The 25,385-nt window shown below is 38.9% G+C and carries 23 protein-coding genes, 2 tRNA genes and 1 pseudogene; 16 read left to right on the forward strand and 10 right to left on the reverse strand.

The window, feature by feature from the left end:
- Window positions 1-8 precede the first annotated feature (8 nt).
- From nadE to folX, 4 genes are all read left to right on the forward strand, one after another.
- Window positions 9-845: an NAD(+) synthase gene (gene nadE / locus CWB78_RS13085; protein ID WP_138595988.1), complete on the forward strand. Its 837-nt coding sequence runs from the start codon at window positions 9-11 to the stop codon at window positions 843-845.
- Between the two features lie 126 nt (window positions 846-971).
- On the forward strand, window positions 972-1,691 hold the full coding sequence (gene folM / locus CWB78_RS13090; protein WP_138595990.1) for a dihydromonapterin reductase: 720 nt from the start codon (window positions 972-974) through the stop codon (window positions 1,689-1,691).
- A 24-nt stretch (window positions 1,692-1,715) separates the two neighbouring features.
- A complete protein-coding gene (gene folE / locus CWB78_RS13095) occupies window positions 1,716-2,270 on the forward strand; it encodes a GTP cyclohydrolase I FolE (RefSeq protein WP_075170878.1) in 555 nt (184 codons plus the stop codon).
- A 3-nt stretch (window positions 2,271-2,273) separates the two neighbouring features.
- Window positions 2,274-2,630, forward strand: coding sequence for a dihydroneopterin triphosphate 2'-epimerase (gene folX, locus CWB78_RS13100; RefSeq protein WP_008108994.1), 357 nt, complete (start codon window positions 2,274-2,276; stop codon window positions 2,628-2,630).
- Here the strand turns inward: folX and CWB78_RS13105 are convergent.
- The 4 genes from CWB78_RS13105 to CWB78_RS13120 form a co-directional block, all read right to left on the reverse strand.
- Complete coding sequence (locus CWB78_RS13105) at window positions 2,607-3,047, reverse strand: YqaA family protein (protein WP_054202893.1); 441 nt, start codon at window positions 3,045-3,047, stop codon at window positions 2,607-2,609. The two genes, folX and CWB78_RS13105, sit on opposite strands and share 24 nt — an antisense overlap.
- A 75-nt stretch (window positions 3,048-3,122) precedes the next feature.
- Entirely contained in the window at window positions 3,123-3,488 is a 366-nt protein-coding gene (locus CWB78_RS13110; protein WP_010392586.1) for a DUF4870 domain-containing protein, read from the reverse strand.
- Between the two features lie 166 nt (window positions 3,489-3,654).
- Window positions 3,655-5,826 carry a S9 family peptidase gene (locus CWB78_RS13115; RefSeq protein ID WP_138595992.1) on the reverse strand — a complete coding sequence of 724 codons (2,172 nt, stop codon included), beginning with the start codon at window positions 5,824-5,826 and terminating at the stop codon, window positions 3,655-3,657.
- A 128-nt stretch (window positions 5,827-5,954) separates the two neighbouring features.
- Window positions 5,955-9,488 carry a S8 family serine peptidase gene (locus tag CWB78_RS13120; protein ID WP_138595994.1) on the reverse strand — a complete coding sequence of 1,178 codons (3,534 nt, stop codon included), beginning with the start codon at window positions 9,486-9,488 and terminating at the stop codon, window positions 5,955-5,957.
- Window positions 9,489-9,716: 228 nt separating this feature from the next.
- Between CWB78_RS13120 and CWB78_RS13125 the strand changes: the two genes are divergently transcribed.
- Entirely contained in the window at window positions 9,717-10,187 is a 471-nt protein-coding gene (locus tag CWB78_RS13125) for a DUF2721 domain-containing protein (protein ID WP_138571073.1), read from the forward strand.
- A 53-nt stretch (window positions 10,188-10,240) separates the two neighbouring features.
- Here the strand turns inward: CWB78_RS13125 and CWB78_RS13130 are convergent, their stop codons facing one another.
- A complete protein-coding gene (locus tag CWB78_RS13130) occupies window positions 10,241-10,774 on the reverse strand; it encodes a serine protease external chaperone (RefSeq protein WP_138595996.1) in 534 nt (177 codons plus the stop codon).
- Window positions 10,775-10,784: 10 nt separating this feature from the next.
- Window positions 10,785-13,127 (reverse strand): S8 family serine peptidase, encoded by a 2,343-nt coding sequence (locus CWB78_RS13135; protein WP_138595998.1) that lies wholly within the window; start codon window positions 13,125-13,127, stop codon window positions 10,785-10,787.
- A gap of 222 nt (window positions 13,128-13,349) precedes the next feature.
- Here CWB78_RS13135 and CWB78_RS13140 point away from each other — a divergent pair, with 222 nt between their 5' ends.
- The gene (locus tag CWB78_RS13140; protein WP_010392576.1) at window positions 13,350-13,802 is read left to right on the forward strand and encodes a c-type cytochrome; all 453 of its coding nucleotides are present in this window, start codon (window positions 13,350-13,352) and stop codon (window positions 13,800-13,802) included.
- Between the two features lie 52 nt (window positions 13,803-13,854).
- Here the strand turns inward: CWB78_RS13140 and CWB78_RS13145 are convergent, their stop codons facing one another.
- Window positions 13,855-14,511 (reverse strand): cytochrome b/b6 domain-containing protein, encoded by a 657-nt coding sequence (locus CWB78_RS13145; protein WP_075170882.1) that lies wholly within the window; start codon window positions 14,509-14,511, stop codon window positions 13,855-13,857.
- Between the two features lie 105 nt (window positions 14,512-14,616).
- Between CWB78_RS13145 and CWB78_RS13150 the strand changes: the two genes are divergently transcribed.
- The 3 genes from CWB78_RS13150 to CWB78_RS13160 all read left to right on the forward strand — a co-directional run bounded on the left by CWB78_RS13150 (window position 14,617) and on the right by CWB78_RS13160 (window position 16,198).
- Entirely contained in the window at window positions 14,617-15,321 is a 705-nt protein-coding gene (locus CWB78_RS13150; RefSeq protein ID WP_138596000.1) for an AzlC family ABC transporter permease, read from the forward strand.
- Window positions 15,318-15,617, forward strand: a complete 300-nt coding sequence (locus CWB78_RS13155; protein ID WP_109875802.1) for an AzlD domain-containing protein — start codon at window positions 15,318-15,320, stop codon at window positions 15,615-15,617. The genes CWB78_RS13150 and CWB78_RS13155 overlap by 4 nt, the downstream gene beginning before the upstream one ends.
- Before the next feature lie 89 nt (window positions 15,618-15,706).
- On the forward strand, window positions 15,707-16,198 hold the full coding sequence (locus tag CWB78_RS13160; protein ID WP_138596002.1) for a glutathione peroxidase: 492 nt from the start codon (window positions 15,707-15,709) through the stop codon (window positions 16,196-16,198).
- Between the two features lie 72 nt (window positions 16,199-16,270).
- Here the strand turns inward: CWB78_RS13160 and CWB78_RS13165 are convergent, their stop codons facing one another.
- Window positions 16,271-16,456: a PA3496 family putative envelope integrity protein gene (locus CWB78_RS13165; protein WP_008108975.1), complete on the reverse strand. Its 186-nt coding sequence runs from the start codon at window positions 16,454-16,456 to the stop codon at window positions 16,271-16,273.
- A gap of 387 nt (window positions 16,457-16,843) precedes the next feature.
- On the opposite strand from CWB78_RS13165, the gene CWB78_RS13170 reads away from it, so the two are divergent.
- From CWB78_RS13170 to CWB78_RS13185, 5 genes are all read left to right on the forward strand, one after another.
- Window positions 16,844-17,638 (forward strand): YggN family protein, encoded by a 795-nt coding sequence (locus tag CWB78_RS13170; protein WP_055013079.1) that lies wholly within the window; start codon window positions 16,844-16,846, stop codon window positions 17,636-17,638.
- A gap of 760 nt (window positions 17,639-18,398) precedes the next feature.
- Entirely contained in the window at window positions 18,399-18,539 is a 141-nt protein-coding gene (locus tag CWB78_RS18800) for a hypothetical protein (protein ID WP_010392563.1), read from the forward strand.
- Window positions 18,540-18,760: 221 nt separating this feature from the next.
- A tRNA-Ser gene (locus CWB78_RS13175) sits at window positions 18,761-18,851 on the forward strand.
- Between the two features lie 54 nt (window positions 18,852-18,905).
- A tRNA-Ser gene (locus CWB78_RS13180) sits at window positions 18,906-18,998 on the forward strand.
- A gap of 172 nt (window positions 18,999-19,170) precedes the next feature.
- Window positions 19,171-19,659 carry an RNA-binding protein gene (locus CWB78_RS13185; RefSeq protein WP_138596004.1) on the forward strand — a complete coding sequence of 163 codons (489 nt, stop codon included), beginning with the start codon at window positions 19,171-19,173 and terminating at the stop codon, window positions 19,657-19,659.
- On the opposite strand, the gene CWB78_RS13190 is transcribed toward CWB78_RS13185, so the two are convergent.
- Entirely contained in the window at window positions 19,643-20,767 is a 1,125-nt protein-coding gene (locus CWB78_RS13190; protein WP_138596006.1) for an aminotransferase class V-fold PLP-dependent enzyme, read from the reverse strand. The genes CWB78_RS13185 and CWB78_RS13190 overlap by 17 nt on opposite strands.
- A gap of 1 nt (window position 20,768) precedes the next feature.
- Complete coding sequence (locus CWB78_RS13195) at window positions 20,769-21,938, reverse strand: PrnB family protein (RefSeq protein ID WP_138596008.1); 1,170 nt, start codon at window positions 21,936-21,938, stop codon at window positions 20,769-20,771.
- Window positions 21,939-22,074: 136 nt separating this feature from the next.
- Between CWB78_RS13195 and CWB78_RS13200 the strand changes: the two genes are divergently transcribed.
- The gene (locus CWB78_RS13200) at window positions 22,075-22,530 is read left to right on the forward strand and encodes an Lrp/AsnC family transcriptional regulator (RefSeq protein ID WP_010392556.1); all 456 of its coding nucleotides are present in this window, start codon (window positions 22,075-22,077) and stop codon (window positions 22,528-22,530) included.
- A 73-nt stretch (window positions 22,531-22,603) separates the two neighbouring features.
- Window positions 22,604-25,330, forward strand: a pseudogene (locus CWB78_RS13205) (ATP-binding protein).
- The last annotated feature ends 55 nt before the right edge of the window (window positions 25,331-25,385 follow it).

Below are 25,385 nucleotides of genomic sequence, written 5' to 3' on the forward strand. Positions count from 1 at the left end.
AGCGGGCCATGCGCGCCGAAATTATGGCTGAAATGAAAGTTCAGCCTAGTATTGATGTTAACGCTGAAATTAAACGCCGAGTAAATTTTATTAAAGCACGTTTAAAAGCCGCATACTCAACTTCACTGGTACTAGGTATTAGTGGCGGTGTAGACTCATCAACCTGTGGCCGATTATGCCAACTTGCTATTAATGAGCTTAATCAAGAACACCAAGATACACAGTATCAATTTATTGCTGTGCGCTTACCGTATGGAGTGCAAGCAGATGAAAACGAAGCACAAATGGCGGTTGATTTTATTAAACCCAGCACCCGTATGACAGTCAATATTCAGCCTGCAACCGACGCACTGCACGAGCAAACGATGGCAACTTTAGCTGGCAATAATCAGCCATTGCCAACACAAGAAAAAATAGACTTTATTAAAGGCAATGTGAAAGCACGCCAACGCATGATTGCACAATATGAAATTGCTGGGTTTTGCCAAGGGCTCGTTGTAGGTACCGACCATAGCGCCGAAAACATTACTGGTTTTTATACTAAGTTTGGCGATGGCGCCTGCGATTTAGCACCTTTGTTTGGTCTATCTAAACGTCAGGTTAGAGCATTGGCAACAGCATTAGGTGCACCTGCTTTGTTAGTTGAAAAAGCACCTACTGCCGATTTAGAAAGTGATAGACCAGGTTTAACTGACGAGGAAGCACTAGGCTTAAGCTATGAAGAAATTGATGACTTTTTAGAAGGTAAACCAGTCTCTGAGCATGTGGAGCAAACACTGATTGCAATTTACCAACGCACGCAACATAAGCGCCAGCCTATTCCAACAATATACGATGCTTTTTAAATCAATATTATAAGTGTGATTTAACTGATCGAGCCGCTTATATTTTACGTAAAAATGGCGTGAAAATAAGTGGCTTAAATTTTAACGGTTAACCTTAACGCTTGCCAACAGAGAGTTTTATATTTTATGACCCCCCCTATTTTGATTACTGGCGCAGGACAACGTATAGGACTTGCGCTTGCACAGCATTTTATAGCCCAAGGGCAAGCGGTCATTATTACTTATCGTACCCGCCATAAAGCGGTAGATTTGCTAGAGCAACAAGGGGCGAGCTGTCTTTATGCTGACTTTAGTTCTGATGAGGGTATTAATACTTTTATTACATTACTTAAAGCACAGACTGACTCACTAAGCGCGATAATTCATAATGCATCAAGCTGGGACTGTGAAGCTAACAACCCTCAGTTTGAGCAGCTGTTTGACAATATGATGCGCATTCATGCAAAAACACCGTACTTGGTAAACTTACGCTGTGCAGATTTACTATTAAATTATCAGGCGTCTCACGCTAAGCCCGCTGACATTATTCATCTAACTGATTACGTAGTGGAAACTGGCAGCCCAAAACACTTAGCCTATGCGGCCAGCAAAGCCGCCTTGGATAATTTAACCAAATCATTTAGTGCTAAATATGCACCGAATATTAAAGTGAATTCAGTCGCACCATCATTAATTATTTTTAATCAACATGATGATGAGCAGTATCGCGCTAAAACTTTAAAAAAATCATTAATGGGTATCGAACCTGGATGCCAAGAAATTATCAATAGTATCGACCTACTACTGAACAGCCATTACATCACAGGCCGTGCTTTACCTGTTGATGGTGGTCGCCATCTTAAGTAAGTCATCTAAATAAACGAGAAACTTATGCATAACGAATTAAAAGAAAGCTATCAAAAAATTATAACCGCAGTCGGTGAAGATGCAGAACGTGAAGGGTTGCTCGATACTCCAAAACGCGCTGCAAAAGCGATGGAGTACCTAACTCAAGGTTACCGCCAAACGCTTAACGATATCACTAATAATGCAGTATTTACCTCAGATGCTGACGATATGGTATTAATACAAGACATAGAGCTTTACTCTATGTGTGAACATCATTTATTACCATTTATTGGCCGCTGTCACATTGCTTATATTCCTGATGGCAAAGTATTAGGTTTGTCTAAGTTTGCACGTATTGTGGATATGTTCTCTCGCCGTTTTCAAATTCAAGAGCAACTTACCCATCAAATTGCCAAAGCGGTCGAGGAAGTAACCGGTGCCAAAGGTGTAGGTGTAATTGTTGAAGCAAAACACATGTGTATGATGATGCGTGGCGTAGAAAAACAAAACTCAAGTATGCGTACCTCGGTAATGCTAGGAAACTTTAGAGCCGATCCGAAAACACGTAATGAGTTTTTACAGCTGATCAAAGGATAATCTATGGCAAACGCAATAATTAATGTAACTAACTTACGGCTACGCACGTTTATTGGATTTAATCCTGATGAACGTGAAAAAAAACAAGATGTAGTCATTAATTTAGAAATTCATTATCCGGCTGATCAAGCTTGTGAAACTGATGAAGTAGAACAAGCACTTAACTACAAGGTAATTACTAAAGAAGTAATTAGCTTAGTTGAACAGGGTCACTTTTTATTGTTAGAAAAATTAGTTGCTGAAATTCTTGCTGTTTGCCACTCGCACCCAAGTGTAAATTACGCCAAAGCCCGAGTGGATAAACCTCATGCGCTGCGCTTTGCAGACTCTGTGTCGCTAACTCTGGACTGGCACAAATAATCCAACGGCAAGGGCTATTACAGCTAAATAACGTAGCCCTTTGCCGAGTGTTACTAGCACTAAAAACATACTAAAGCGCACTTTAAACACGCCGCCAATAACAGTTAGTGGATCGCCAACAATAGGTAACCACGCAAACAGTAAGCTATATATCCCATATTTATTAAACTGCTTTTGCGCTTTTTTGAGCCCTTTTTCAGAAACTGGAAACCATTTTTTATCTTTAAAGCGTAATGCTTGTGTTCCAAGCCAATAATTAACACAACTGCCTAATACATTGCCTAAGGTTGCTGCAAACCAAATTAGCCATAAGTTAGTATTACCTTGCATTATCATCCCACCCATCAACACTTCAGACGAGCTGGGTAATAACGTAGCCGATATAAATGCTGTAAAAAATAATGTTATATAGAGCATTTTTCCCTTATGACTAAAAACTAAACCCAGCAATTAAGCTGGGTTTGAACGACTTTTTAACTTAAATCAAAACGCTTATTTTATTAAATTTAAGCTAAGGGGGTAATTAAACTCTTTACCATCGTTGGCTTTTACGCTTGCGATAACCACCATCACAAATGAAAAAATAGCGACCATAGGTAACAGTAGTAAACCAACAGCTGCAAAAATTAGTAAAAAACATACAAAATAAGCTATAGCCATGGTAATTTGAAAGTTAAGCGCTTTTTTACCGTGTATATCAACTATAGGCATTTCATCTTTTTTAATTAGCCAGATAATAAGGGGACCTAGCACCGAGCCGAATGGCACAATAAATCCCGCTAATGCACTTAAATGACATAGCATTGCCCAGGTGCGGTCATCTTTATTGACGACTTTAATCTCTTGATTTTGTTCCATTACATTTTCCCTTTTCGTAAAACACCGTAATTTAACTGAATATACTATTACTATTTTGCGCTAATACCAAGCAGCTTTAATTGGCGGCAATTCAAATATAAAAAACCCCCAGTAATTACAATATACAACTACTGGAGGTCACTTAAAAAGCTACGCTTTTATTTTATTACTTATTTTTACCAGCTAAATCAAGCATAAATGCATAGTTAAGTGCCGTGTCCTCCAAGCGTTTAAAACGACCAGACGCACCTCCATGGCCGGCTTCCATGTCTATTTTAAATAGTAGTTTATTATCATCTGTTTTGTAGTCACGCAGTTTTGCAACCCACTTTGCTGGCTCAAAATATTGAACCTGTGAGTCGTGCAAACCTGTTGTTACTAACATATTAGGGTAGTCTTGTTTACTAACTTGATCGTACGGTGAATACGACAACATATAATCGTAATATTCTTTCTCGTTAGGGTTACCCCACTCACCATACTCGTTAGTTGTAAGCGGAATAGTCTCATCAAGCATAGTAGTAACCACATCAACAAATGGAACCGCAGCCACCATACCTTTATATAGCTCAGGCGCTTGGTTTGCCACTGCGCCCATTAATAAACCACCAGCACTGCCACCTTGGGCAAAAATTTGCTCTTTATCGCCATATCCTTGGGCTACCAATGACTTAGTAACATCTACAAAGTCGTTAAACGTGTTCTTTTTAGTGAGTAATTTACCCGCTTCGTACCACGGGCGCCCTAACATTTGCGAACCACGTACGTGGGCAATGGCAAATACAAAACCACGGTCAAGCAACGTTAATCGTGCAGAAGAAAAACTAGGATCCATTGTTGCACCATACGAACCATAGCCGTATTGCAATAATGGGTTAGTGCCATCTTTTTTAAATAGCTCTTTTCGATACACCAAACTCACAGGTACTTTTACGCCATCGCGTGCTGTGACAAAAATACGCTCAGACGCATAGTTATCCGCGTTAAAGTCACCTAATACCGTTTGTTGCTTCAATAATGTTTTTTCGCCAGTCGCCAAATTAACATCATAAGATGAACCCGGAGTGGTCATACTGGTGTAGTAAACGCGCAGCGTATCGCTTTCTAATTCGTTATTACCGTACGCATTAATTGTATATGCACTGTCGTTAAAGCTTAGTGGTAACTCTTTGCCCGATGTTAAATTACGCGCAATCAGTGTTGATTGGCCCATTTCGCGTTGTTGGTATACTAAGTAGTCATTAAATAACTCTACGCCTTCAAGTTTAATATCCTCGCGCGCAGGGATCACACTTTGCCAATTCGATTTATCACCGGCTTTATCAATATCGACCTTCATTAGCTGAAAGTTAACCGCATTTAAATTAGTCACAATGTAATAAGTATTACCTAATTTGGAAATGCTGTACTCAAGGTTGGCTTCACGCTCAATTAAGCGCTTTGGCTTAGCATTTACATCGTTTGCACTAAGTACTGACAAACCCGATGCATCAGTACTGCTATGCCAAATATAAATTTCTGAGCCGTCTTTGCTCTTGCTCATACCAGTGTAATAGCTCGTATCTTTTTCTTCGTATACAAGCTCATCATCGCTTTGTGGTGTACCAAGCGTATGACGATAAACTTGATAACCGAGTAAGGTTTGCGCATCTTTTTTAATGTAATAAACAGTTTTATTATCGTTCGCCCACACAACATAACCACTGGTGCCTTCAAGCGTGTCTTCTAATAATTTACCAGTGCTTAAATCTTTAATTTTTATATTGTAAACACGGCGGCTCACCGTATCTTCACCATACGCCATTAAGTTATCATTTGGGCTGACACTCAGACCACTAACTGCAAAATAGTCATGGCCTTTAGCTAGTTCATTGACGTCTAAAATAACTTCCTGATCGGTGCCTGCAAAATCACTACTGCGTAAATAAGTAGCATACTCGTTATCGCCGCGAGTTTGCGACGAGTAATAGTACTCTCCGTCTTTTACTGGAACAGAGTCATCATCTTTTTGAATTCGCCCTTTAAGCTCTTCAAATAAACTACTTTGCAGTGTTTTAGTATGCGCAAGCATTGCATCTGTGTAAGCATTTTCAGCCTCAAGGTAACTAATCACCTTAGTAGCTTTACGCTCATCATCACGCATCCAATAATAATCATCGATGCGAGTATCGCCATGGATTGTCATTTCATATGGCACTTTCTTCGCAATCGGCGGCATGACTTCGGTTTGAGCAGCTACATTTTCAACCTTTGCTGATTGCTCAACATCAGGGGCTTTATTACATCCCCCTAAAATAGCTAAGGATATAAAAGTAAGAACAAATGGGGTGTGTTTCATTGATTGGAATCTCTGTAGTTTTTATTTTTATTAAATATACCTAATATTTAATAGCACGGAGATTTAGTTTGTGAAGCTATGTAAAAAGGGAGCAGAAGCTCCCTTTAGTTAATATTTAATTTATTTAATTACTTTTGCTTACGACGACGCATAAATGCAAATGGCGCTACTAGCAATGTTAGCCAAGCTAATGAACCTGAAGAGCTTTTCTTAGCAGGCTCAGGAGTAACAACAGGAGGTGCTACTTTAGTAACGGATATTGTTACCATTGCAGGTGCAGATACATTACCACGAACATCAATCGCAACAACTTCCATTTCTGCAGATGTATCACCCGCTAATAAAGTTGTATCTACAACCACAATTTGGCCTTCTGCATCAACTGCAAAACCAAGGTTTGTATTAGATTGAACGTAGTACTCTGAAACAGCCAAGTCTAAATCTGATTCTTCAATAGTAAACGCACCTACCACGGTTCCATCAGCTGCATCTTCAGAAACACTAAACTCACCACCAATCAACATTGGTGCTTCAACGTCTGGTAATTCTAGGTCTTCAGCTGCCATCACTTTAATAATGTTAGTACCTGATGATAGTACAAAAGGACCATTTGCTGATACTACCGCTTTTTCTCCTGGCTTGATTGAAGTAACCACTTCATCAGTTGCCATTTCAGTACCAAGCTGAACATCAAATACTGCAGAACCTGTTACGCTATTTTTTTCATCCGTTTCAGTTGCCCCATAAGGCGAAATTGTAACCTGAGGTTGAATACCAAATACCGCGGTTCCAGTTACGCTATCAGTTTCAGTGAAAATGCCTGACTGATAACTAGGGTGACCTACAGATACTTTGAAGTTCATTGGTTCACCAAGAAGCGACGCATCGATATTCATGAACTCTGAACAGCCGGTAAAGGTAATAGTATTTCCACCTGCCTCATGTATTAACGGTGTACCCCATTGCCATGCATCATTGCCAGCACCATCCGTTGTACCAATTAATGTACGGCTACGGCCAGGGAATGCAGTTCTACGACCACGGTCATTTAGGTTTTGTAAAAACTGATCTGCAAAGCCATCATTATCTGTATCAATTTCAATCCTATAGCCCGCTTGGAAAGTATGAGTTAACGGATCTCGTAACTGGATCGATGAAGTAATAAAGATACCTGAACCACAAGAATCATCATTAATTGCTGAGAATGTAGTAGCTAGGATATTAAATTCAGCGTCTTCAACTGATTTTTCTTCACCCATTGCCACAATGCTTTCAGCTTGCGGGAAAATTTCAATTTGGCCTGTATTTTCAACAACTAACGCCATTTCATTATTAATAATTTCAGGTGAGAAGCTCAACTGAGTCACGGCTTTTGGCATTGCATGATAAACAACATGTAAATCGTGATCGCCATCTGTAGATGCATCGTCAAATACTAACGCACCATCAAACTCTACTGATGTTAATGCCGCGCTTCTTGCTTCAATATCATCTGCACTAAATGGATTTTCTAATTCCCATGCAGGTAATTTACTTGGATCAACCATCATTGTAATATCAAAGTTAATCGCTTGACCTGCTGGTACTGTTATAGATTCAGGGAAATCCCAGCTAACTGCGTCCGTATCAATATCACTTTGGTAACGTGCTTCTATGCGAAGGTTATAAGTTTTTGCATCTGCAGAGAAGTTCTTAACTGTCACTGTTTTAGTAATTGAACCTGATTCTGCTACACTTACTAAACCATAAGATAGTGCAGCTTGTTTAGTATCAAACTCACTATTATTTACCCAAGCAGCAACTGGTAAATTAACTGCCTTGGTAACATCAACTAAACCAGCGCCTATCATACTAATTGGCGCAAGCTCTGAATCAGGATTGATCGCTAAAGGTTCATTAGTTACGTTTAAGTTTGCTGCATTCATAATTGTTGCTTTAATCTCAAACGCATTACGCTCAGGGTGTGCTTCACGAATCATTGCAACAGCACCGGCTGTAATTGGGCCTGAGAAAGATGTACCATTTACAGGAGCTAGCTTATCCTGAGTTCCTGCAGCTGCAACCATTATACTTGTTCCTGGCGCTGTAATTTCTGGTTTTAATAAACCATCCATAGAAGGACCACGAGATGAGAATGTTGCAACAGCACCTGCAGTTGTTTTTATTTCAACACTAATATCAAATGTAGCAGGACCGCCTGCAGCTAATTGCGCCTTTAAAGCAGAGCCTGCAGCAAAGTTAATACCTATATTTTTAATTGTAACCGCGGCATCAAAGCCCCCCATAGATGCAGGGGTACCATCATCTTCATTATTTGCAATCATTACAAACTCAGCACCTTTAGCCTGAGCATGTAAAACTTTATCCGTAAAGTTACATGAACCTCGGTCAATTAATACTGCTTTACCTGTAAAGTCAACATCTGCAGCAAATTCAGCACAACCATCTGCGTTTGTTTCAGGATAAACTAATTCAATATCGGCACCTGAAATAGCAAAATCTTCTTGAGGACCAAAACCTGATGCCTGGATATTACCTTCAACGCCAGCAACAGTACCAGATGCAACACCTACTTCAGTTGTTGGGTGAGTCATAGCGCCAACAGATAGTGCGTTAGGTGTAGTACTTGGACCACCAACACGGAAAGGATTATCGCCATCATTACCAGCAGAAATAACCATATTCACACCTAACTCAACTGCACGTTGAACTAAGTATTGTGTACCACCACCGGTGTAAGTGTCACCAAACTCACCACCTAATGACATATTCATTACATCAACGCGGTCTGAAATATCGCCATCACCGTTAGGATCCATTGCAGCTTCTAGAGCAGCAGCTTGTGCATCGCCAGGACAACCACCACCACATACTGAGTAAGCGTAAAGTTCAACATCAGGTGCAATACCATTTACTGAGTTTGCAGAAGATGTACCATGATTGGTTGGATCACCTGTAGAAGGTGAATTAGCGGCATCATTTTCAATAGGATCTGCATCATCACGAATAAAATCATAACCACCTTGCACGATACCTTGAGGCCATGCAACTGATGTTGGATCAGCTTGAGCTGCTTCATAAGCCTCAACTGTGCCTGCACCACCAAATGCCGCATGCGTGTAGTCGATTCCCGTATCAAGCACTGCAACACGTTGGCCTTTACCACTTGCTATACCGTCAGTAATAAGTGGTTTAGCGTTGATATATTCAGAGCTTGCTGCAACATGCAATTCGCGATCGAACATTGGTAAAACTTTAACAACGCGATCATCTTTTGCAATTTCAGCTAACGCCTCAGGCGTTGCTTGAACAATTAACGTTGGCGCTAAAATCTTAGTTTTACCAATTACTTTTGCATTAAAATCTAGACTATTTAACTCAACAGTCATCATATCTTGAAGCTGCTCAATTTGCGCCGTTATTTCTCGATTTGAAGATACATGATAAGTCCCAGCAGCAACAGCATCAACTGAGGTTTTTGCTTTTAAAACAATCATATGTGCCGATGGTGCTTTTTTATCAGCAACTATCTCTTTTACTTTTTCTGCTTGGGTGTAATTAATTGTCGCGTTAGGCAAAGCTACTGCGTTGGCAAATGTTGCCACAAATGCACCTGATACAGCTGTAGCTATTGCTGTTCTTTTAATTATATTTTTAGACATTGTTTCCCCTAGGATAGGTTATGTATTATTGTATTTACTATATTTAATTTTTTAACTATGTGGCGAATATAAAACGTCAACCTTTGCGAGCGCAACATTATTGCTACATTAAAGTTACACAAAAAAACAACACCCTTAAAAAACAACCATAAAACACTGATTCAAAAGGAAAATAAAAGCCACTTGGCTTGTAAAAAATTGTAAATGAAAATTTAAATTGAGAAATTAATGAATAACGATGTAATTAATATTTTAACAATGGCTAAAGTCATTCAAACAGCGGTTGCACCCGTTTTTTTAATTACGGGTATTGCGGCAACACTCGGGGTATTATCAAATCGCTTGGCGCGTATTACTGACAGAGCCAGACAGTTAGAGCGAAAATTAAAGGTCAGTATTGATGAAGAATTTAACCTGTCTTTAACTACTGAGCTGAGAGCACTCCTAAAGCGTTCTCGGTGTATCCATATTGCATTTAGTTTAAGTGTCTTAAGCGCATTATTAGTATGTGCAGTGGTTATGCTTTTGTTTTTATCACACATACAATCGATTAACTTAGGTGTCACTATTGGTAGCTGCTTTGTTGGTGCCATGGCATTACTAATATGTGCATTTATGTCATTACTGGGGGAGGTGTTCTTAGCAACACGCAGTATGCGCCGAGGGATGATTTTCGCTGATATTGATATAAACGATTAATAAAAAACCCCGAGCCAATTACGCTGCTCGGGGTTTTACTTATCTAAAACAGATTACTGTGCTGTATAAATTGTTTCAAGCACTTCTATTTTAGCTTCTTTTGCAAAACCCGATACCTTTAGTTGCTCTGATGCAGCTAGAATATCTTGACCATCGTTTATAGCAAAAACAGCAATTTGCGTACCAGGAAAGACTGAGATTACCTTCAACCCTGTAGCCAAAGCAGCATCATTTGCGTCCACACCATCTTTTAGAAGGACAGTAATATTACCTGAAAGTAAAGTTAGGTTATTAGTAAAGATATTGCGTACTAATGTCCCCTTAGTTACAGTATCAGATGAACCTTCTACACTTACTACAGCCATTTCACCTTTTTGCATAATAACATGCTCTTCTGAAGCTACATTTGAAGGCACTAAACGTAAGTTCTTTTCAATTTTGTAAGAACCAAAATCCGCTTTATTAAATTTCAACTTAGTTACTGGCTTTTTAGGTAATTGCAGATCTTTATCGATATTCATGCTTGCTGTCGCAGTAAACGAAATACACGCAACTGCACCCAATACGATTAATTGTTTAACTTTCATTTTATAATCCTTACTCTTGATCTGCATGACCGAATGCACGAAGAGATACACCCTCTAGAACACTCAATGCTACGTTATTTGAAATACCTGTTACATCTAAAAAGTTATCGATATTATCATCAAGTGCAAAACTATCAGCGCTCGTATCAAGTAAGCGAATAGTCCAAGTACCTTTGGTTGATTCACCGTAAAATGCATTCGACATTAGTACCGCATCTTTTAAAATATAACCTGCATTAAAACTAAAGTCGCTATTCAGTGCAGGCAGAAATAGTGCCTGTTTAGATGAAAGCAATACACTTCTCGTTCCTGCTGGCGAGGTCACTTCGATAGCTAAATCGCTACCTGCTGAGGTTTGCGTTCCATCAGCTAGACCAAAGGCCATTTCTGGATTGCTTACATCAAATTTAAATTGCATCGCTTCAATATTGAGCTCTTCTGTTACTACAATTTCTTGCGTTAAACCTGTAGCACTGTTATCAGGGATTTCTAATGTGAGGGCATTTTCAGCAACTACTGAACCAAAACCTTTCCAATCCGTGATTGCTTGTTCACCTAATGAAGCTTCGTAAGATTTAGCCATGGCAACAGCTGCACCAGCATCAACTCGACCAAAGCCATATAAATTATTAAAGCTATAACCTGCAGCATTTTCAACCCAACCATCATGCGCAGCAAACTCACCTGCGCCTACAGTTAAATTGACAGCAGCATTATCTGGATCAATTAATGTACTTGTTGACGCTAAAATATGACGTACATCACGCCAAGTTAGTTCAGGGTTAGCTGAAAGAATTAACGATACCACACCTGATGCATTTGGCGCAGCAGAGGATGTACCATTAAATGTAGATGTATAGTTACAACTTGCATTATCTTCATGGCCTGGATAGTCAAAGGGGAACTGGCTTGCAGCAAATTCTTCACCATAAACTTTAGCCCAAGCTGTAATTCCACGACCATTAAAGCCTGAGTAACCATTAATACAAGTCATTTGGTCTGTTGTTACCATAGCAGGAGCCCAGCGCCCAGCTTCACCTGCAGGAGCAGAAACCATTACATTGGCACCCGCTGTAGAGTAACTTGTATGTTTACCATTTGCATTTACCGCAGCAATACTCAAATAATAAGGATGACCTTGACTCGGCTCAAATGCACCATTATAACAAGTTAACCCTAAATCATTGGCACCATTGTCAGTACATAAAGACCCTTCATGTGGGTTATTGCCACCATCATCGAATGAGTTACCACTAGACTTAATATTTAATGCACCTTTACCATCACGAAGATATAAATTGGGATATGATTCAATTGTCTCCTCTAATTCCGAATAAGCTACAAATGCTGGAACGGTAATACCGTAACTACGGTTAAATGCAGAAATATTTTCCGTTGTGCTAATACCGCTACCTGGGAAGCCGTGAGCAAGTAAATCCTTTTGTGCAATTTTATCCTCGCCAAGGTAGTTCATACCAATTAAACCAGTATCTGGTGCAACACCGCGACCACCTTTACCATTCCAACCTTTTGCTGCTATTAAGCCCGCAACGCTTGTACCATGATCACCACTATTTGCCGTACTCGTTGGATCTGTGCGATCAAGAACATTAGCATCCAAATTTAAAGAGCGGTTAGGTAATACATTATCTATCAGATCTTCATGGCGGATTTCCATACCTGAATCAATTACTACAGCGGTTACACCTGCGCCAGTAGCGCCTTGTGCATAAGCAGATAAAACATTCATATCTTCACCAGCAACCAGTTCTGCTGCTTCTGATTCAGCGAAGTCTGCATCTAGTCTTGCTTTTGCATTTTCTTCGGTAAAACCACGCTGATTTACATATAAATCAATTAAGCCTTGTTTCATCTCATGACTAAGAGAGTATGCTTTTTGGCCTGTGTTATTCAGGTGCCATTGCTGATTTGCAAGAGGGTCTCCAATAATTCCTGAAATATTAATTTTCGCAGAGGCCGTTTTACCGTTTGCAGTTACTGTGTAGTCAATAACAGCATCTTCCCCTGAGACAGGAACATATGTAAACGAGTTACCATCTACCGTTAACATGCCATGGCTAAACTTAAACACACCATCTTGCGCGGTAATTTCCTCGCCATTTTCAGTAAAGCTAAAAGTAAGTGCATCACCATCATTATCACTCGCTTTAAAATCAGCAGTAACAGGTATCCATTGCTTTAAATCAACAACGACAACATCACTCGCTTTTGGTGCTACATCAGTAACAACAGGAACTTTACTGTTATTATCATTATCACTGCCTCCACAACCCGATAGTGAAATCACTATTGCTGCAGACAGCGCAGACAACTTAAAAATATTGTTTTTCATAAATGCTCTTCATTGGTTATTTTTATGACGCCTAAATGTACACAACCCAATGACCACCAACAACACCCTATTTACAAAGGTTCACAATAAAGCCATAAATTAATACTACATATTTCCATCTCTGATTAATCTATGCTCATGCAATATCTATGCTTTGCCTTAAACAAAAGTGCACGCTAAGATACAAAGATAATTAAAGAACCCTTAAAGGAGTAGAGTAAAGTGAAATTGAAGCAAGTATTTATCGGGGCGTTACTATCTACATGCGCATTTAGCGTATCTGCAAATTCTGCATTCAAAGAGCCAAGCGATGCGATTGAATATCGCCAAGCTGCATTTTCTATGATTTCAGTTCAAATAGGCGATATGGGTGCCATGCTCAAGGGTAAAATTCCTTTTGATGCAGAGCAATTTAAGCAGCGTGCAAATAACGCAGCGGCATTGTCTAAAATGCCTTGGGAAGCTTTTTACGCAGGTACTGATAAGGGTGATACATCAGCACTTCCTGCGGTATGGTCTGAAAACGATACTTTTATGAAAAAAGCGACAGCATTTCAACAATATGCTGATGAACTTGCTGTAGCAGCTCAAACCGGTGACAAAGCTGTTATTGGTAAAGCGTTTGGTGCGTGGGCTAAAGGCTGTAAAGATTGCCATAAGCAATTCAAAGACTAATATATAACTGTGTATTAAGAACAAAAATGGCGCTGTATTAGCGCCACTTTTTTTAACTAAGCAAATAACTTAAATGCTCACTTCCCCAGGTACTCATTAATAAAACTAGTAGTAGCAAAAATATAACCCATGCAACCCATGGTGACTTTGTCTCTGGCTCTGAGCTTTTTGTTGCTAGTGCTTTATTACCGGTGATCATTGCTTTGACCAAAGGCTTGCCTTGGACTTTGTAAGCAATAATAGCCACAACATGCAAAATAATCGCATAAAATAAAATATCAAAATTAATATGGTGCAACCAATTGGCAAAATCAATCGTATCACTCGATACATACTGCGCTAACGGGCCATCAGTTAAAATACCATCACTGCTCATTAAACCGCTTATTAGCTGCGCTATGATCAGAATAAAAAATAATAACACCATATAACTACCTGGTGCAGAATGGCCCACATCATTTATTTTTTTGCCGCTAAAAGAAGCAAGCACCGATTTAGGAGAATGCAGTAATGCCGATATTCTTGCCGTTTTACTGCCTATAAGACCCCATATAATCCGTGTTGAAATAAGCGCTAAAGTAAAAAAGCCAACTACAAAATGAAGTTCGATCATGCCTTCTTCTGCACTAAAATAAAGTGCAGCAATACTCAATACTAATAACCAATGAAAGCTTCTTAAAAAACCATCCCACACTTTTACCTTAAACATTGCACCTTCCCTAAAAAAAAGTATCATCTAAAACGCTAACTATTTTAGCTTCTCAATATTAAGGTATCCTAATGAGTCTTTCCACCTATGCGCAGAGTAAAACACATGCAATCAATTAAAAAACCAGTATTAAAAGGCTTTTTAGATATGCTGCCACTGTGTTTAGCGGTTATTCCTTGGGGCATTTTATGTGGCTCGTTAGCAATACAAAATGGCTTTACCCCTTTTGAAACTCAAGCCATGTCGCTACTGGTATTTGCAGGCGCAGCGCAGCTGGTTGCAATTGAGCTCATTGCTGGTAATACCCCTCTACTAACCATTCTTTTTACCACGTTTATTATTAGCTCTCGCCATTTTTTATATGGCTTGGCGGTTCGTCACAAAGTGATTGAGCAACCCATGCGTTGGCGCCTGCCTGTCAGCTTTGTATTAACCGATGAACTATTTGCTTTTTCGCACCACCCACGCGCCTATCGCACTAAAACCCGTTTAATTTATGCATTGAGCGCAGGTTTTAGCTTTTACATTGCGTGGAACATTTGGACTCTAATTGGCATTGTAGCCGGTACTATGCTTCCAGATCTCACTAATTTAGGACTCGATTTTGCTATTGCAGCGACTTTTATTGCCTTAGTGATTCCGGGGATTAAAAACTTAGCTACTTTAGTCACAGTCATTGTTGCAGGGATCAGTGCCACTTTATTAAAAAGCACAGGTTTTGAATTATGGTTAGTATGCTCTGCACTTATAGCAATGAGCGCAGGTTACACTGTTACCAGATTAGTGCAAAATAAGGGGGACAAAAGATGATGACCACTATTTTACTAATGGCATGTATTACTTTTTTTACTCGCTATTTATTCTTACACCGCGCCTTACCATTTAAAGTAGGGCCAAAAATGCAACAATTTTTAAGCTTTAGTGCACCTGCAGTACTAACGGCGATTTGGGTCCCTATTGTATTTATAAATGACGAAGGTATTAACCTAAACTGGCAAAACCCTTATCTCAGTGCAGCTATAGTCGCTATTATTGTTGCTTACAAAACGCATAATATTTACTTAACGACCTTGGCCGGTATGGGGCTATTTTTAATTTTAAATTAGCAGTAAGCGCTGTGAAAGTGACTTAGACTTTGTAGATCATCACGCAAGGGTTAGACTATGCAAAATAAACAAATAATAAGCGTATTTATATGCACCCATTCCATCAACTAAAGACTACCAGCCTACAAGGCCAGCCAATCGACTTTAAAGAGTTTGAAGGTAAAGTTGTATTAATCGTAAATACCGCAAGTGAATGTGGATTAACTTATCAATATCAGTCATTGCAAGCATTACATGAAAAGTATGCAAGCCAAGGTTTGATCATTATAGGCTTTCCATGTAACCAATTTGGTCAACAAGAGCCCGGCGACGCTGAGCAAATAGCGCAAGGTTGTTTAATAAATTACGGGGTTAGTTTTTTAATCGCAGAAAAAGTGAATGTAAATGGCCAGCATACAGATTCTGTTTTCCGCTATTTAAAGTCTGTACTACCGGGGTTTTTAACCCGAAAAATTAAGTGGAACTTCACTAAGTTTTTAGTAGCGGCAGATGGTACACCTATTAAGCGCTTTGCACCTATTACTAAACCTGAAAAACTAGAAAAAGTAATTGAAAAAGCTCTGCTTGTAGCTAAGGCTTAACCCCAAAAAACTACAAAGAGGCACAAAGCCTCTTTATTACAAACTGTAACGCTTATTTGTACTAGCGAGAGCTTAATCAATATAATCGTTTAAGTCATCTTCACCTAGATTTTTACGCAAGCGTTTTTGCTCAAGGTAATCCTCTAACTTTCTTTTCACCTTTTGCTTTTTCTTGTCGTGTTGATTACGCCCGACCATTTCGTATTCGTCTTCAACAAAATCATCATCTAGCGCATCGTAACTAAATGTCTTACCCACAACCCACTCCATAAAGTGTTTGAGACCAATTACGGATTTCTATATCGCGATAATTGGTGAAATTAAAATGTTCAACATAAATTAGCTGTACAAATTTACGTCAAAATAAAGCCACATAGCTATCCTAAATAGTCTCTGTGTCAGTATTGTGAATAAATAGCGTTAAATTTGAATTGTGGAAAGTGAGAGTTTTTTATCGTATCGATAAATTTTATTTATTAGCATTTAATTGTTGGTTATTTTGACCATATTTTAGTATTTTCAATGAGTACACTTTCGACTTTAAAGCATTCAAAAAATCTCAAGCCATTGTTTTAAAACATTAAAAATAATTGGCATCAAACTTGTTATAAGTTAATTATCATCAGCAAAAAGCAGAGAATAAACATGAAAAAATTATTATTAGTTAGCGCGATAATGTGCGCTCCAGTAGCAATGGCTCACAATACTAGCGACTCTTCAATTTCATTTAGTAACGATGAATGTAACGTTGAATTTAAGAACGATGTGCGCATCAAACCTAATGAATTAGAAATTTTTAAAGCCAATAATCAGCACATGCTATTTACCGCTGAAGGTGAGCTGTCTATCAATGGCGAGCAAGTAGCATTAAATAGTGCACAGCGCCAAGCAATGACCGACTACACAGACAATTTACGCGTGCAATTACCTGAAGTGGCCAATATTGCCCTTGAAGGGGTTAAAATTGCAGGTGTAGCATTAGAAGAAGTTGCAAATGCGTTTAATATTAACGGCCTCGATAATATTTCAGCCTTAATGGACGATATTCATCAAGAGGTTGAAAGCACCTTTTATCAGCAAGGTACTTTTGTAATGGGTCAACAAAGCTTTACTCAATTTGGTGAAAACTTTGAACAGCAGTTTGAAAAGCAAATAGAAACAGCAGTTGAATCAGCAGTAATGGAATCAATGGGCAGCATTTTAGTGGCATTAGGCTCTGAGTTAATGAGTTCAGGCGGTGACATGCAAGCATTTGAAGAGCGCATGGAAAATATGGGCGCACAAATAGAAGAAAAAGTAGAGCTGCATGCCAAAACACTTGAAAAGCGTGCAAATTCATTATGTGATGATTTTGTTGAAATAGCACAACAAGAAACGCAACTAACCGCTCAAGTTCCTGCATTAAAAGGCTATGAGCTATTTACTATTAAACAGCACTAATAGAATAATACCCCGCATTAATCTCCCTTTGCGGCATTTGCTTTTAAGCTATGCCGCATTTTGCCTTTTATACCCTATTTAAAACCATTTAACTCAAATAATAGACTGTTGAGCGGATCTACTCTTGCTGTGCAGCATTGTTTTGTGGCTTCATAGTAAAATACAAACCAAAGTATAATCTTCGCTTCGCTCTAGAATAGTTAAAATGCCACCCAAGCTGATGATTGTAAGCCCAAATTGCAAACATAATTAAACCCATCTTTTTAGATTTATATTCATGAGATGGTACGTTCCCCAGTTAGAAGCGTTTTAAAACGCAACTAACTCCAAAGTGCCTAGTAACCTAGGCACTTTTTTTATAATTTAAAAACCTCGCAACACTATTTTTATCGTTTATTTACTGCTCTTATCTGATAAATAATTAACCACCTATAAATAACATGTTAAATCTTTGAGCAAAGCAAAGTTAAGCCCAACCAATACAAAATAATTTAATCTGAATAAATATTCAAAAAACTCTTTTTATAAACAGTTTAAACTCAAAAAAACCGAAAAGACCCCATATAAAAGAGACATAGCAATGAGCCCAGATGAATAATTATACAAAAAATAATAAACCAGTAGTTGAACGACAAATTAATAAAACGGTTTCGGATTAAAAAAACTAATACTTCACCAGTAATTTTTATCGCTTTATTTTTAACCACCCTGCGTGCAAAATGCACATGTTTTCAACAGACACAACCATGGAGCGAATAAAATGAACCCAATTAATACACTTAACCAAACAGCCACAACTCACGTTGCCGTTAAGCCAACTAATCGCAAAGCAAAAATGCTAGCTAAACTTAACCGTTACGGAAAAAAATTAGCACTTGGCGGTGCAATTCAATACAAATAATCACCCAACCATGATTTTGTATTGTTGCAGCAAACACCCAACCTCTAATGAAGACTCTTCTTTAGCTCCTCCTGTTTGCTGCCAGCCACCTCATAGCTAAAAATCACCTTAAATCGTCATTATTTATAAAAAAAAACGCATTTACGCTCACTTTTTAAGCAAACGATCTTTTTGCTATTTACACAGACTACTCTCCTAAGTATTATCCTGCATCATGACGTGGAGAGATGGCAGAGTGGTCGAATGCACCGGTCTTGAAAACCGGCAGGGGTTTATAGCCCCTCTAGGGTTCAAATCCCTATCTCTCCACCACTTATTTTTATTAATTGGTTTTATCCCGATTAATAATACGCAGAATAATGCGTCGGAGAGGTGTCCGAGTGGCCGAAGGAGCTCCCCTGCTAAGGGAGTATAGAGTTTGTAGCTCTATCGAGGGTTCGAATCCCTCCCTCTCCACCATTACTGAATATAAGCCACTTAATTGTGGTTTTTTTGTGCCTGAATTTTAACAACCTATGGAATTGTTCGTTTTGGAAGGCATACTTGACTTAGGCTATTAAATTAAACAAATTGTATGGTGTTACAACTTAGTGCATTATAAATGATACTTTAAACCAGCTTAGGTTTAACCATGGCAAAGCTAATATTACTACTGTGTTTTTTTGGTGCCTGCACTGTCAGCATGGCAAATGAAGTGACGGTTTTTAAATGCACCATTAAAGGGGTGCCGACTTTCAGTCAAACTCCATGCGCTAAAGACGCTAAAGTGATCACGCTTAAAAACGTCAACATTATGCAAACCAATGCATTGCAATCTGAAAATGCCCTAGTTATCGATACCTCAGTTGATGACTACCTTGAGGTGCAACAAATAGAGCGCGATATTGTGCAGCTTGAGCTTAAAATAAAGCAATACCAGCAGGAATACGCGCAAAAGAAACAGCAAGTCGGTTACATGACCCAAGATAAAGCAAATCGTTTAGGCGCTGATTCGATTGCAGATGCAATTGCTACAGAAACTGCGGTACTTAAACAAAGATTTGAACCGCAAATAAAACAAGCACAACAACAAATAGCGGCACTCACTCAAAAAAAACAACAGCTTAGTCAGCAGCCTTAACTGCCTTTTTCACCGTAGCAATAAACGCTTGTATCTCTGACGCTGTATTGTATATGTGCGGTGAAATACGAATACCGAGTTTGCGCACATCCACACTTATGTTTGCTGCCTCCAATGCCGCTAATACGGTTTGTTGATGCTCTGCAAAATCTAAAATAGCGGTACCACTGCACTGATCTTTATCGTTTGGCGATACTAAAAAAGCCGTCAGCTGCTGCTGAAGTAACGTTAACAACGCTAAATTATGCGCTCTCACTTTATCCACACCAAACTGGGCAATATATGCAATGCTATTACCAGCAATAACATAAGGGAGTATAGAAGGCGTACCGCCCCAAAACCTAAGTGTTTTAGCGTTATATTGAAAATGCGTAATATCAAACTCGAATGGATTTTGATGTGAAAACCAACCAACATCTTTTGGTTCACATTGCGTTATTTGCTTTGGATTTACCCATAAATAGGCCGCACCTGGCCCTCCGCATAACCACTTCACACTTGAGCCAATCATAAAATCGGCATTTAACGCCGTTAGATCGACAGGGATAACCCCTGCCGATTGCGCCACATCAATTATTGAGAGTGTATTCGTGACTTTACTAAGCGCCACAATATCGTTTAAAGGAGCTTGTACACCCGTATTAGAATAAACATGGCTAACAAAGACCCCATCAATCTCTGAAGTTAAATATCGCTGCCATACCTGCCTATCACTTAGATCTTCATGCTCGGGGATGAAACGTATTGTTGCACATGCAGGGAGTGCTTTTTGCATTACAAACCCCATACTTGGAAAGTCGGCCTGCGCCATTAATACCGTGCACTGTGGTTTATTAAATACGGGGTGCGACATAAGCAATTTAGTTAAACCACTAGATAAGTTAACCTGAGGACAAAACTGCTCACTTGGCGCATTAAATAGCCGCCCTAATGCACCCGTAAAATTTTCTATAGCTGGTAGCCATTGCTGCCATGGCTCTTTGGCACTTTCCTGCCAAGGAGTAAAAAACTGCTCAGTAGCATTTTCTAAAGTACTTTTTAGAGGACGACCAACAGAGTGGCTTAATAAATAGCAGCCCCTTGGCATACAAAAATCATTTTTAGCCATATTAGTTAATCCACTGTTTTAGCGTATTTAAGTCATCAAAACGCGTATTAATATCGTCTCGCTTAGCTGCTGCACGTCTATCCCTTAATTTAGCTAAGGAATCTAGCAGTACCGGTAAAGGTGGTCCACTGGCAGTTACTTTGCTTATATGCTGTTGTTGCATTTGCTGTGACGGTTGGGCAATAAACTTCTCAACCAACTGATTATGATGACCGATAGCGGTGTCACCATGTAACTTACACACTTGTATAAATAGTTTGCCGTGCTTTTGAAACCACTCTGTGTGTTTATATTGCTCGGCTTTTAAGAAGTCATCCATAAAGCTTTGCATACGCATGGCTTCTCGCAATATTTGTTGGTCCTCTGGCATCATATATAAAAATTTATCCACCAGCATTTGTGAGTAACTCGGCTCATTGGCACTGCAAAGCCCTAACAGCATATCAATAACATTAATGCCGGCAAAATCTCCCGCATTTGCACCACGGTAAACCTCTTTACCTACCCGGTAAGGCTTGTAGTATGGGCGTACACAATTAAAAAAACGCTCGGTATCAAGTTGAGTATACAAGGCATTATTCGACGCTATTACATCAATAAGTGCCGTTTTAACCACCTCAAGTAGTTCAGCCGTGACTGGGTGTGAAATACCTAATGGCAGTATTTTTAGTAAAGCATCACTCGCGCGCTTATACGCTAAAATACCTTGGGTGTTGTAATCTAAAAACAGAGCTTCATCATCAAGATTTGTAAACCGTTTATAGGTGCCATTAATGGCTTTATTATGAGTGGTTAAATGTGCGGTGGCAAAACGAGGAGTTACTCCAATAGAAGCACCAATATGCATAGCAAGCGCCGATGCTTCTATCAGCGGTGAACTATTCTCTCTGCTTGGCTCTGTAATTTCATGTCTACGACAAGCCGCCATAAACAAACCGACATTACCAAGTAAATCAAATGCGCTATCAAATCCTTCGTCGGTATTACCTTCGGCTAATAAATCGCTGATCAACGCATTACCGTGCTCTTTCAAGGTCTGCTTTAAGTTATCCCCAACCCCTTCAACATTTGCTTTATCATCTTGTTGCCAATACAACTCTTCTAACTGAGAGTTTAGAGCAACAAACTCAGACCTAATCCAATTATCAAATTTAGCGGTGTAAGAACTCATAACTTTATCCTGTTATTATTATTTTTTAATGCTAGCAAAGATCCCAGAGGTTAAAACGCTAAAAAAAATAGTAAAAGCAGTTATTGTTAGCAATAATCACTATTACTAGACATATAATTAATAAGATTCTATAGCCATGTTAGATAATAAAGATCAGCAGCTACTCGTTGCCTTGCAATCGCAAGCCCGAATGTCGGTATCAGAATTAGCCAATACCATTAATCTCTCGGATACTCCTACTCTAAGGCGCATTAAAAAACTTGAGCAAGAACAGGTTATTATTGGTTATCACGCAGCTATTAACCCTAAGTCACTCAATCTTAATGTACTGGTTTATGCTTTCGTGCGACTATGTCAAAACTCAGTGAGTGCTGCACAACAGTTTGAACAACATGTAGAAAAACTACCGCATGTACTTGAGTGCTCAGTGATCTCAGGCAGCCACGACTATTTATTAAAAATTATCTCTCAGGATTTAGAAAGTTATGAGCAGTTTGTAAAGCACCAACTGGGAAGCTTAAGCTGTATCGCCAACATAGAATCAACCGTTGTATTAAAGCAGTCATTTAGTAAAAAACAGTTACCACTTTAAAAAATAATACTATTTAGTACTGATTCGCTATACTGAGATTCAACTATAAAAATAATATTAAACAAGGATGCATGTGAAGATTTTTCGTTCAACATCCAGTTCTTCTGCTTTTTACATATTGTTTGCGGTGGCTTATTTTGCAACTGGTAAGTTATTAACTAATTTTGCCTTCCAATCACAAGTAATCCCTATCTGGCTCCCTGCAGGTATTGCCCTAGTTGGCTGTTTTATCTGATGGTGGCGTTTTATTCCGGCATTATTTATTGCCTCTGTCGCCTTTAATTTAAGTACCGGTGATAACGTTATTACTGATCAAGTTTTAATTGGCAATACATTAGAGCAGGTGTTACTAATCGGCTTTGGTGCTGTACTACAAGGGATGATTGGCGCAGCTTTTTTAAAATACTGGCTAGGTCATCCGCTGTTTTTAAAGAAGCGCCAATCAATAATTTATTTTATTTTTATCGTTGGTATTGTCGTTAGCCTAATATCGGCCAATATTGGCGTCTATGCTTTAAGTCAGTTTAACCCTGCTTACAGTATTGATAATCATTGGAGAAATGTTACTTTTTGGTGGCTTGGTGATTCTCTTGGTGTGCTGATCGCAACTCCTTTTATATTGGCGTTATTACAACCTAAATTTAAACGACATTACTTCACCCCACTACCTACCATCGCAGTTTGCTCGGTATTATTCATCTCTGTAGCTTTTACCACAAAGCTATATAATCAAGAGAGTTATTCAAATGCGATACAAATTGCCAAACGCGAAACATCTATCATTGAAAACAGTTTACTGAGCAATTTAAACCTCAGTCAAATAACCGTACAAAGCCTTGCAAGCCAAATACAATCAACACCGACTTTAAGCAAGCAAGAGTTTGATATTTACAGTGCTCAACTATTGGCTGAGCATTCATTTATTAAAGCATTTTCATGGAACCGCAAAATTAACCAGGCTCAGGTCAGTGACTTTAACAAACAGCTTGATGAAATTTATAATACACACAACTTTGCTCCGAGCATTAAAGGCGCCCCATTATCAAACAACGATCCATTGGTGATTATCACTTATATTGCTCCTTTGTCAGAAAACCAATCCGCCATAGGTTTTAATCTCAACTCTCGTAAAGATCGTCGTGAGACTTTACTCGATCCACGTATCAAAAATCGCCCTGTCGGTACTAAAATAATTCAATTAGTTCAAACACAGCGACCTGAACCCGCGTATTTATTATTTTCTCCTGTGTATCAACAAAATAATGAGATTGCATCAATTAAAGGCTACGCAACAGGTGTATTTTTAGTAAAAAACATACTTGCTCAGTCGCTTACCCAAGCACAAAATAAAATGTTTAATATCGCTATTTATGAAGCTAATGCTACCATCCCGTTTTATTCAAATGCCGAAAATATTCCAACCAAAAGCAATAAGCTTACAACTATCGAAATTAATTTTGCAGGACAAACATGGCTAGTAGATTTAGCGATTAAAGATGAATTCTTACCGCATCAAACTAATAACATGACACTCTTTTTGCTTATTTTACAGGTCATTGTCAGCTCACTCATTTTATTGATATTACTGTTGTTTAATCACCAACACCTTGCACTTTCACGTTTGGTAGCAGAGCGTACTCGCTCTCTCGTTAAGGCTAAACAGCATTCTGATTTGGCAAATCAAGCTAAAAGCCGGTTTTTAGCAAATATGAGCCATGAAATTCGCACCCCGCTTAACGCTGTGATCGGCTTTTCAACCTTAGCTAAAAATGAAGATAGTCCTGAAACTCTTTCTGATTATTTAAATAAAATTAATTTAGCATCTAACTCATTATTAAGTTTAATCAATGATGTACTCGATATCTCTAAAATTGAATCACAAAAACTAACCTTAGAAGTTGCTCCTTTTGATTTGAATGCTCTTCTTGCTCGGATCAGTAGCATGTTCGAGCAAAGCGCTGAACAAAAAGGTATTAACTGGAAAGTTGATAACCAATTACCAACCGACATTTGGTTTGAAGGTGATGTTATGCGAATTGAGCAAATTTTATTAAACCTGTGTAGTAACGCTATTAAGTTTACTTACGAAGGTGAAGTAAGTATTAGCGCATACAGCAAGGAGATCGCCGATAAACGTCATCAAATTACCTTGGCTATTAGGGACTCGGGTATCGGTATTGCCGCTTCAGAGCAAAGTAAATTATTTGATGCATTCACCCAAGCTGATAGCTCAACATCACGTAAATTTGGAGGTACAGGGCTTGGTTTGGCAATCGCAAAAGAACTTAGCTTATTAATGTCTGGAGATATCAAAGTACAAAGTGAGCCAGGTAAAGGCTCCACTTTTACTCTGTCTGTCGAGTTAAATACCTGTGCTGTACAACAAGTAACGGCGAAGCACTCGCAACAGCATGTTGATTTAAGCAAACTAAAAATACTGGTTGCAGAAGATAACAGCGTCAATCAATTAGTGATAAAAGCAATGCTTAGCTCTTTGGGGATCACCCCAACATTGGTTGAAAATGGAGAGTTGGCAGTAGAACAAGTTAAAATAAATGACTTCGATTTAGTGTTAATGGATTGCCAAATGCCAGTTATGGACGGTTACCAGGCCACCGCATTGATACGGAAAACTAAAAGTGCTGAACAATTACCTGTGATCGCCTTAACCGCTGATGTAATGCCTAAAGATAAAGCCAATGCCTTAGCAATTGGTTTTAACGAACATCTTGCAAAACCTCTCGAACTCGATAAGCTCACACAATGCTTATCTCAATATATCGAGCAGGATGAACCATAAGGTTTTATCCAAAATAGAAAACCGAATATGGCTGTCGAATTATTATCAAAATTAA

It is taken from the genome of Pseudoalteromonas sp. S1612, assembly GCF_005887175.1.
Lineage (GTDB): Bacteria > Pseudomonadota > Gammaproteobacteria > Enterobacterales > Alteromonadaceae > Pseudoalteromonas > Pseudoalteromonas undina.

Excerpts from the sequence above, each read along its gene's own strand:
- folM (WP_138595990.1), top strand. The coding sequence starts at position 972 with ATGACCCCCCCTATTTTGATTACTGGCGCAGGACAACGTATAGGACTT.
- CWB78_RS13200 (WP_010392556.1), top strand. The coding sequence starts at position 22,075 with ATGTTAGATAATAAAGATCAGCAGCTACTCGTTGCCTTGCAATCGCAA.
- CWB78_RS13185 (WP_138596004.1), top strand. The coding sequence starts at position 19,171 with ATGGCAAAGCTAATATTACTACTGTGTTTTTTTGGTGCCTGCACTGTC.
- CWB78_RS13145 (WP_075170882.1), bottom strand. The coding sequence starts at position 14,511 with ATGTTTAAGGTAAAAGTGTGGGATGGTTTTTTAAGAAGCTTTCATTGG.
- CWB78_RS13170 (WP_055013079.1), top strand. The coding sequence starts at position 16,844 with ATGAAAAAATTATTATTAGTTAGCGCGATAATGTGCGCTCCAGTAGCA.
- CWB78_RS13135 (WP_138595998.1), bottom strand. The coding sequence starts at position 13,127 with ATGAAAAACAATATTTTTAAGTTGTCTGCGCTGTCTGCAGCAATAGTG.
- CWB78_RS18800 (WP_010392563.1), top strand. The coding sequence starts at position 18,399 with ATGAACCCAATTAATACACTTAACCAAACAGCCACAACTCACGTTGCC.
- nadE (WP_138595988.1), top strand. The coding sequence starts at position 9 with ATGCGCGCCGAAATTATGGCTGAAATGAAAGTTCAGCCTAGTATTGAT.
- CWB78_RS13105 (WP_054202893.1), bottom strand. The coding sequence starts at position 3,047 with ATGCTCTATATAACATTATTTTTTACAGCATTTATATCGGCTACGTTA.
- CWB78_RS13160 (WP_138596002.1), top strand. The coding sequence starts at position 15,707 with ATGCACCCATTCCATCAACTAAAGACTACCAGCCTACAAGGCCAGCCA.
- folX (WP_008108994.1), top strand. The coding sequence starts at position 2,274 with ATGGCAAACGCAATAATTAATGTAACTAACTTACGGCTACGCACGTTT.
- CWB78_RS13130 (WP_138595996.1), bottom strand. The coding sequence starts at position 10,774 with ATGAAAGTTAAACAATTAATCGTATTGGGTGCAGTTGCGTGTATTTCG.
- CWB78_RS13125 (WP_138571073.1), top strand. The coding sequence starts at position 9,717 with ATGAATAACGATGTAATTAATATTTTAACAATGGCTAAAGTCATTCAA.
- folE (WP_075170878.1), top strand. The coding sequence starts at position 1,716 with ATGCATAACGAATTAAAAGAAAGCTATCAAAAAATTATAACCGCAGTC.
- CWB78_RS13155 (WP_109875802.1), top strand. The coding sequence starts at position 15,318 with ATGATGACCACTATTTTACTAATGGCATGTATTACTTTTTTTACTCGC.
- CWB78_RS13195 (WP_138596008.1), bottom strand. The coding sequence starts at position 21,938 with ATGAGTTCTTACACCGCTAAATTTGATAATTGGATTAGGTCTGAGTTT.
- CWB78_RS13120 (WP_138595994.1), bottom strand. The coding sequence starts at position 9,488 with ATGTCTAAAAATATAATTAAAAGAACAGCAATAGCTACAGCTGTATCA.
- CWB78_RS13115 (WP_138595992.1), bottom strand. The coding sequence starts at position 5,826 with ATGAAACACACCCCATTTGTTCTTACTTTTATATCCTTAGCTATTTTA.
- CWB78_RS13190 (WP_138596006.1), bottom strand. The coding sequence starts at position 20,767 with ATGGCTAAAAATGATTTTTGTATGCCAAGGGGCTGCTATTTATTAAGC.
- CWB78_RS13150 (WP_138596000.1), top strand. The coding sequence starts at position 14,617 with ATGCAATCAATTAAAAAACCAGTATTAAAAGGCTTTTTAGATATGCTG.
- CWB78_RS13110 (WP_010392586.1), bottom strand. The coding sequence starts at position 3,488 with ATGGAACAAAATCAAGAGATTAAAGTCGTCAATAAAGATGACCGCACC.